Source organism: Lysinibacillus sp. GW823-FHT02G10, assembly GCF_058797135.1.
Map to the genome: position 1 here is coordinate 212,451 of NZ_JBXAJI010000006.1, position 8,691 is coordinate 221,141.

Annotated in this window: 6 protein-coding genes; all 6 read left to right on the plus strand. The window is 36.0% G+C overall.

All coding sequences use genetic code 11. The features are described 5' to 3' along the window. Window positions 1–35 precede the first annotated feature (35 nt). The 6 genes from dnaN (at window position 36) to AC1RFD_RS18175 (ending at window position 8,372) form a co-directional block, all read left to right on the plus strand. Window positions 36–1,172: a DNA polymerase III subunit beta gene (gene dnaN / locus AC1RFD_RS18150; protein WP_004233305.1), complete on the plus strand. Its 1,137-nt coding sequence runs from the start codon at window positions 36–38 to the stop codon at window positions 1,170–1,172. 113 nt (window positions 1,173–1,285) lie between these two features. Beyond that, window positions 1,286–1,510: a S4 domain-containing protein YaaA gene (gene yaaA / locus AC1RFD_RS18155; protein WP_004233303.1), complete on the plus strand. Its 225-nt coding sequence runs from the start codon at window positions 1,286–1,288 to the stop codon at window positions 1,508–1,510. Window positions 1,511–1,513: 3 nt separating this feature from the next. Next, window positions 1,514–2,629 (plus strand): DNA replication/repair protein RecF, encoded by a 1,116-nt coding sequence (recF, locus tag AC1RFD_RS18160; protein ID WP_048395200.1) that lies wholly within the window; start codon window positions 1,514–1,516, stop codon window positions 2,627–2,629. A 93-nt stretch (window positions 2,630–2,722) separates the two neighbouring features. Continuing rightward, window positions 2,723–4,657, plus strand: a complete 1,935-nt coding sequence (gene gyrB, locus AC1RFD_RS18165; RefSeq protein WP_048395198.1) for a DNA topoisomerase (ATP-hydrolyzing) subunit B — start codon at window positions 2,723–2,725, stop codon at window positions 4,655–4,657. Window positions 4,658–4,682: 25 nt separating this feature from the next. Next, a complete protein-coding gene (gyrA, locus tag AC1RFD_RS18170; protein WP_048395196.1) occupies window positions 4,683–7,148 on the plus strand; it encodes a DNA gyrase subunit A in 2,466 nt (821 codons plus the stop codon). A gap of 141 nt (window positions 7,149–7,289) precedes the next feature. Next, window positions 7,290–8,372 carry an HD-GYP domain-containing protein gene (locus AC1RFD_RS18175; protein ID WP_054548809.1) on the plus strand — a complete coding sequence of 361 codons (1,083 nt, stop codon included), beginning with the start codon at window positions 7,290–7,292 and terminating at the stop codon, window positions 8,370–8,372. Window positions 8,373–8,691 lie beyond the last annotated feature (319 nt).

The window sequence follows — 8,691 nt, forward strand, 5'->3', positions numbered from 1 at the left end:
ATAAATAAATAATATAAATATGTGAGGGAAAACGAATGAAATTTGATATTTTACGTGACCGTTTATTAGAAGGTTTAAATGATGTCATGAAAGCAGTAAGTTCAAAAACAACTATTCCGATTTTAACTGGTATTAAAATTGACGTAACAGAGGAAGGGATCCGCTTAACTGGTAGTGATGCTGATATAACTATTCAAACATTTATTCCAGTAGAAGAAGATGGACAACAAATTATTCACATTACAGAAACAGGTTCAATTGTTGTACAAGCACGTATGTTTAATGAAATCGTACGTAAATTACCAACAAACGATGTTGAAATTCAAGTAACACCAGGTTTCCAAACGCATATTCGTTCAGGGAAATCGGAATTCCATTTAATTGGCTCAGATGCAGCAGAGTATCCTTTATTACCAGAGCTTACAGAAGATCAAAAATTTACTATTCCTGCTGATCTCTTAAAAACAATAATCCGTGAAACAGTATTCGCTGTTGCCACTTCAGAAAGTAGACCCGTGTTGACAGGTGTAAACTGGCAGATCAAAAATGAAACATTAATCTGTGTTGCAACAGATAGTCATCGTTTGGCAAGACGTAAAGTGCAACTCGAAAATTTACCAGAAGTTGAACATAGTGTAGTAATTCCAGGGAAAAGTTTGAATGAATTAAATAAAGTACTTGAAGATTCTACAAATCTTGTCCAAATCGTTATTACAAGTCAGCAAGTATTATTTAAAACTGGTGATGTATTATTCTTCTCTCGCTTACTGGAAGGAAATTATCCTGACACAACTCGTTTAATTCCTGAAGAGTATCAAACAAATGTAACAATTAATGGTAAATCTTTATTACAAGCTATTGACCGTGCATCACTTGTTGCACGAGGAGATCGTAATAATGTTGTCCGTTTTGAAATTTTAGATAACCAAGCAGTTGAGGTTTCTTCTAACTCTCCTGAAATCGGAAAAGTACAAGAAGAAATTCCTGTGGAAGCATTAGAAGGGGAAGGTTTGAAAATCTCATTCAGTGCAAAATATATGATGGAAGCATTAAAAGCAATAGATGGACAAGACGTAGTTATTCAATTTACTGGGGCAATGAGACCGTTTATTTTACGTTCCGTTCATGATGATGCTATTTTACAATTAATTTTACCTGTACGAACTTACTAAAGAATAAAAGATCTGTTAAGATAGTCGCTCATTGTGACTATCTTTTTTTACTTATGGCGTAATTTTAGGTATGATAGAGAGATAGACAGTCTGTATTCGGAGGGGAACACACTATGCAGGACATTAAAATTGATGAGGAGTTCATCACGTTAGGGCAACTTTTAAAAATTACTGATGCCATTAGTTCAGGTGGAATGGCCAAATGGTTTTTACAAGAACATGCTGTATATGTAAATGGAGAAGTAGACGATCGTCGAGGTCGTAAATTACGTAACGGAGATATTGTAAATATTCCTGGATGTGGTCGTTTTCAAATCATAGGACCAACTGGACAATAAATTATGTATATTGAGCAAATAAAACTTACAAATTACCGTAACTATGATGCCTTAGCTTTAAACTTCTCTCCAAAAATTAATGTTTTCATTGGTGAAAATGCACAAGGAAAAACAAATGTTATGGAGTCCATCTATGTTTTAGCAATGGCTAAGTCCCATCGAACAACGAACGATAAAGAATTGATACGTTGGGATTCAGACTATGGTAAAATAGAAGGGGCCGTTAAAAAAAGGCATGGTATTTTACCGATCGAACTTACGATTACAAAGAAAGGTAAAAAGGGCAAGATAAATCATATAGAGCAAAGTCGCCTTAGTCATTATATTGGTCAAATGAATGTCGTTATGTTTGCGCCAGAGGATTTGAACGTTGTAAAGGGAAGTCCGCAAATACGTCGGCGTTTTATTGATATGGAGATTGGGCAAATTTCGCCTGTCTATTTACATGATTTATTAACCTTTCAAAAAGTTTTAAAACAACGTAACCATTTTTTAAAAATGAACCAAGGCAAGTCCATGCCAAATGATGTGATGTATGAGGTCTACAATGAACAATATATTCACGCTGCTACCCAAATTATTCGTAAAAGATTTCAATTTATGGATTTATTGCAAGAGTGGGCGGAACCCATACACGCAGGTATATCGCAAGGTAAGGAAACACTGGTTATAAAATATCGTACGGTAGCTGGTATTGAAAAAGAACACTCTACTAGTGAAATTGAAAATACTTTACATCAAAAATTAATTGAAGCGAGAGAACGTGAATTTGATAGAGGCGTGACATTAGTTGGTCCACACCGAGATGATTTACAGTTTTTAGTGAATGGCTATGATGTTCAAACTTATGGTTCACAAGGACAGCAGCGTACTACTGCATTGTCTTTAAAGCTTGCTGAAATTGAATTAATTAAACAAGAAACAAATGAAACACCCATACTACTTTTAGATGATGTTTTATCGGAACTCGATGATTATCGCCAATCGCATTTATTAAATACCATTCAGGGTGAAGTCCAAACCTTTGTTACAACCACAAGTGTGGAAGGAATTCATCATGAAACGATGGAACAGGCTCAACTGTTCCACGTGAAACAAGGTGCGATTGAAAGAAGTTAGCCAGGGTAGTTTTTTAGATTACAAAAAGAATGGTAATAGTCAGCTCGGTTGACTGTTCATTCATTTACACACAATGATGTTATGAAGGAGTAGATGAAAGCCGTGGCTATAGAGAACGAAGGTTTACAAAACCAAGCTTATGAGGCCGATCAGATACAGGTATTAGAAGGTTTAGAAGCAGTACGTAAAAGACCAGGGATGTATATCGGTTCAACTAGCTCTAAAGGGCTTCACCATTTAGTATGGGAAATTGTTGATAATAGTATCGATGAAGCACTTGCAGGATTTTGTACAGATATCAAAGTAACAATTGAAAAAGAAAACTGGATTCGTGTAGAAGATAACGGTCGTGGTATTCCAGTTAGTATTCAAGAAAAAATGGGTAAGCCTGCTGTTGAAGTTATTATGACTGTTTTACATGCTGGTGGTAAATTTGGCGGTGGAGGCTATAAAGTTTCTGGTGGTCTTCATGGAGTTGGAGCATCAGTAGTAAATGCACTTTCTGTTGAAACAATTGTTCAAGTACATCGTGAAGGTCATATCCATGAAATAAAATTTGAACGTGGAAAAACAGTTCAAGAGTTAATGGTTATCGGTGACACAGATCATAATGGTACAACAACGCGTTTTAAAGCTGACCCAGAAATATTTAAAGAAACTACTGTTTATGAATATGATATTTTAGCTCATCGTATTAGAGAATTGGCTTATTTAAATCGTGGTATTAAGATTACGATTGCTGATGAGCGTGAAGAAGAGATTCGCTCAACAACATACCATTATGAAGGTGGTATTCGCTCTTATGTTGAGCATTTAAATCAATCTAAAGAGCCAATTCATGATCCAATTGATGTTCTTGGAGAGAAGGATGGCATCACAGTAGAAATTGCTATGCAATATAATGCTGGATTCTCTTCTAATATTTTTTCATTTGCTAATAACATTAATACGTATGAGGGCGGTACACATGAGTCAGGGTTTAAAACAGCCCTTACACGCGTTATTAATGACTATGCACGAAAAAGTGGATTACTAAAAGAATCTGACGCTAATCTTACAGGTGAGGATGTACGAGAAGGGTTAACAGCTATAGTTTCTGTGAAACACCCAGATCCGCAATTTGAAGGACAAACAAAAACAAAGTTAGGGAATTCAGAAGTAAGTCAAATTACCAATTCTTTGTTCTCAGATGGCTTTGAGCGTTTTATGTTAGAAAATCCAACGGTTGCACGAAAGATTGTGGAAAAAGGATTAATGGCAGCCCGTGCTCGTGTAGCTGCGAAAAAAGCACGTGAGTTTACTCGTCGTAAAAATGCCCTCGAAGTATCTAGCTTACCGGGTAAATTAGCTGACTGTTCTTCTACTAACCCAGCTGATTGTGAAATTTATATTGTTGAGGGTGATTCTGCCGGCGGTTCGGCTAAATCTGGACGTGATCGACACTTCCAAGCAATTTTACCTTTACGTGGTAAAATCCTTAACGTTGAGAAAGCTCGTCTAGATAAAATCTTATCGAATGCGGAAATCCGTGCGATGATAACAGCATTCGGCACTGGTATTGGTGAGGAGTTTAATTTAGAGAAAGCTCGTTATCATAAAATCATTATCATGACAGATGCCGATGTCGATGGGGCACATATTCGTACATTACTTTTAACATTCTTCTTCCGTTTCCTTCGACCACTTATAGAAGCAGGCTATATTTATATTGCACAGCCACCACTTTATCAAGTGAAACAAGGTAAACATATTGAGTATTGCTATGATGAAGAGACATTAAAAGAAATTTTAGAACGGCTACCAAAAATGCCAAAGCCAAATGTGCAGCGTTATAAAGGTCTTGGAGAAATGAACGCTGAGCAGCTTTGGGAAACAACAATGGATCCTGAGTACCGCACATTATTACAAGTAGAATTAGATGATGCAATTAAAGCAAACCAAGCATTTGAACGTTTAATGGGCGATGAAGTTGAACCTCGTCGTCAATTTATCGAGGAAAATGCCGTATACGCTAATTTAGATATCTAATTTTTCTTGAGAGGAGGTCTACACTTTGTCAGAACAAGAACGCTCCGGTGTTAAAGGAGTTAATATAACAGAAGAAATTGAAACATCCTTTCTTGATTATGCAATGAGTGTAATTGTATCACGTGCATTACCTGATGTACGTGATGGATTAAAACCAGTTCATCGTCGTATTTTATATGGGATGCAGGAATTAGGTAATACAGCAGATAAAGCCTACAAAAAGTCAGCACGTATCGTTGGGGATGTAATGGGTAAGTACCATCCACATGGTGACTCTTCCATCTATGATGCAATGGTACGTATGGCACAAGATTTTAGCTATCGCTACATGCTTGTTGATGGTCACGGAAACTTTGGTTCTGTTGATGGTGATGGCGCAGCAGCCATGCGTTATACAGAATCACGTATGTCTAAAATAGCAATGGAAATGCTCCGTGATATTAATAAAGATACAATTGACTATACAGATAACTATGATGGATCAGAAAAAGAACCAATAGTTTTACCAAGTCGCTATCCAAATCTTTTAGTCAACGGTGCTGCAGGGATTGCTGTAGGTATGGCAACAAATATTCCTCCGCATCAATTGGGCGAAACAATTGATGCTGTTATAGCACTTTCTGAAAATCCGGCCATTACGACTGAAGAGCTGATGGAAATCATTCCTGGCCCTGATTTTCCTACTGGTGGATTAATTTTAGGACGTAGTGGTATTCGTAGAGCCTATGAAACTGGTCGAGGTTCCATTATCATCCGTGCGAAAGTGGAAATTGAGCAAAAGGCAAATGGTAAGGAAACTATTCTTATCCATGAATTGCCTTACCAAGTGAATAAGGCTAAGCTTATTGAAAAAATTGCAGAGCTTGTACGTGATAAAAAAATAGATGGAATCACAAATTTACGTGATGAATCAGACCGTCGTGGTATGCGTGTAGTGATTGAAGTTCGTAAAGATGCAAATGCTAATGTTGTACTAAATAATTTATATAAACAAACAGCTATGCAATCTAGCTTTGGTATCAATATGCTATCTTTAGTAAATGGTCAGCCTAAAGTATTAGGCTTAAAAGAAATGCTATACCATTATTTAGAACACCAAAAAGTAATTATTCGTCGTCGTACAGAGTTTGATCTTCGAAAAGCTGAAGACCGCGCTCACATTTTAGAGGGCTTACGAATCGCACTCGATCATATTGATGAAATAATCGCTATTATACGTGGTTCACGTAGTGGTGAAGAAGCAAAACCTCAATTAATGGAACGCTTTAACTTATCGGAGCGTCAGGCTCAAGCTATTTTAGATATGCGCCTCGTTCGATTAAGTGGCTTAGAACGTGAAAAAATTGAAGCAGAATATCAAGAGCTTCAAGTTCTTATAGCTGAATTAAAGGCAATATTAGCAGATGAAGAGAAAATTGTAGATATTATTCGTACTGAAATCTTAGAGTTGAAAGAACGTTTTAATGATACGCGCCGTACTGAGATTACATCAGGTGGAATTGAAATGATTGAGGATGAGGATTTAATTCCTGTTGAAAACTCAGTTGTTACTTTAACACATAATGGCTATATCAAGCGTTTAGCTGCGAATACATATCGTAGTCAAAAGCGTGGTGGTCGTGGTGTACAAGGAATGGGTACAAATGAAGACGACTTTGTAGAGCATCTAATGAATACTTCTACCCACGATACAATTTTATTCTTCACGTCTAAAGGTAAAGTATTTAGAGCAAAAGGATATGAAATTCCTGAGTTCGGTCGTACTGCTAAAGGGTTACCAATCGTAAACTTGCTTAATATAGAAAAAGGCGAAAAAGTAACAGCTATGATTCGTGTTGCGTCGTTTGATGAAGATGCTTACTTTATCTTTACCACAAAAACAGGTATTACAAAACGTACCCCTGTATCACAATTTGCTAACATCCGAACAAATGGTTTAATCGCAATCAGCTTGAGAGAAGACGACGATCTTATTTCGGTACGTCTTACAGATGGAGAGAAACAAGTGATTATTGGTACTCGCGATGGTATGCTCGTTCGTTTCCAAGAAGACGACATTCGATCTATGGGCCGTACAGCTGGTGGTGTTCGAGGCATTAAGCTACGTGATGGTGATGAAGTAGTTGGCATGGAGATTGTTGAACCAGGGCAAGAAATATTAGTAGTAACTGAAAAAGGTTACGGTAAACGTACTTCTGAAGAGGACTATCGTTTACAAAGTCGTGGTGGAGTAGGACTGAAAACTATTCAGATTACAGATAAGAATGGTCCAATGGTGGCTGTAAAAACCGTCGATGGTTCTGAGGATTTAATGCTTATAACTATTAATGGTATGCTTATCCGTATGGATGTAAATGATATTTCATTAATTGGGCGCAGTACGCAAGGTGTACGTTTAATTCGACTAGGAGATGACGAATTGGTTGCAACTGTCGCTAAAGTGGAAAAAGCAGAAGAGTCTTTTGAAGACGAAGAGGAAGTCGAAGAATAATATAAACCGATGACGACATTATTGAATGTCGTCATCGGTTTTTTTACGTAAATAATGAAAAATAAGTAATTATTTTGAATTCCATGATAAAATGATAATACCTTATTTTGAAGCAAGAAATAGTGGAGAGGTGTTCATTCTGTGGAAACTATACATGTTCCAATTTCAGAGCTAGGTGTTGGCAAGGTAATTTCTGAAGATATATTTGCTAATACACAGTATCCGATTATTTTCAAAGATACAATGATTTCTTATGTACACTTGCAAGTTTTTCATGCATTTAATATTTTCACCGTCCCCGTTTATAAAAGTGAAAATGATATGCGTGTAGAAAAGAATGAAAGTGATGTCGAAGTTATAATAGAAGAACTTCCGACTTTTAGGAAAATCTATAATCATTCTGTTGAACAGTTTAAAAAAGAATTTAAAAACTGGGAAGCGGGCGCCAAGGTAGATATTGCAAAGGCCAGAACAATTATTTTACCTTTAGTAGAGATGGTACTAGAAGATCGTACTATTATTTTTGATTTAAATGAGTATTCAAATCCAAAAGACTACCTGTATCATCATTGTGTAGCAACTGGTCTGATTGCCTCAGTTATTGCTCAAAAACTTGGTTATGATAGAGGAACCACTATTCAAGTAGCCATCGGTGGTTTATTGGCTGATTGTGGTATGGCTAAAGTACATCCTCGTATCAGGGATAAGAAGACACCATTAACAGAGCAAGAATATGATGAGATATATAAACACCCGATTTATAGCCATAATATGGTGAAAGATTTGACCATTTTAAAAGAAACGATGAAAGAAGCAATTTTCCAACATCATGAACGTTTAAATGGTAGTGGATATCCGAAGAACGAAAAGATCGCCAATATTTCTATATTTGCACAAATCATTGCTGTTGCAGACGTTTTTCATGCTATGACATGTGAACGAGTATATAGAACGAAACAATCTTCATTTAAAGTAATTGAAATGATTAATGAATCTGAGTTTGGTAAATTTGATATTAAAGTAGTACGTGCATTAATTGATATTGTTGCAGATCTTCCGATAGGTACAATTGTAGAGCTTTCTAATTTAGAACGTGGGGAAGTAATGTTTGTAAATAAATTTGCCCCAACAAGACCACTTATTAAATTAATTCATTCAGGGGAAATTTTTGATTTAGGGAAAAATCGCAGTTTTTATATTTCACGTATCATAACTAATTTATAGATAGACGGGCAAACTATATTATGTGGTTTGCCTTTTTTTATTAGGTAAGAGATGTACTCTACGCAAGTGCTAATATAATTTTTTCTTAACAAACACTTCGCAATAATAGTAATCAATTAAATAGTGAGCATTTTAACCATAATTGTTTTTTGAAACATTTATAAATTGTATTAAAATATTTTTGGAGAAACTGTTGACTTTGTTTTGGAATCTTGATATTATAAATGAGTCGCCAAGAGGTGACAACGAAATAAACAAAATGAACCTTGAAAACTGAACGAGCAAAACGTAATCAATAAAGTTTTAAGTAGCTAGTTTC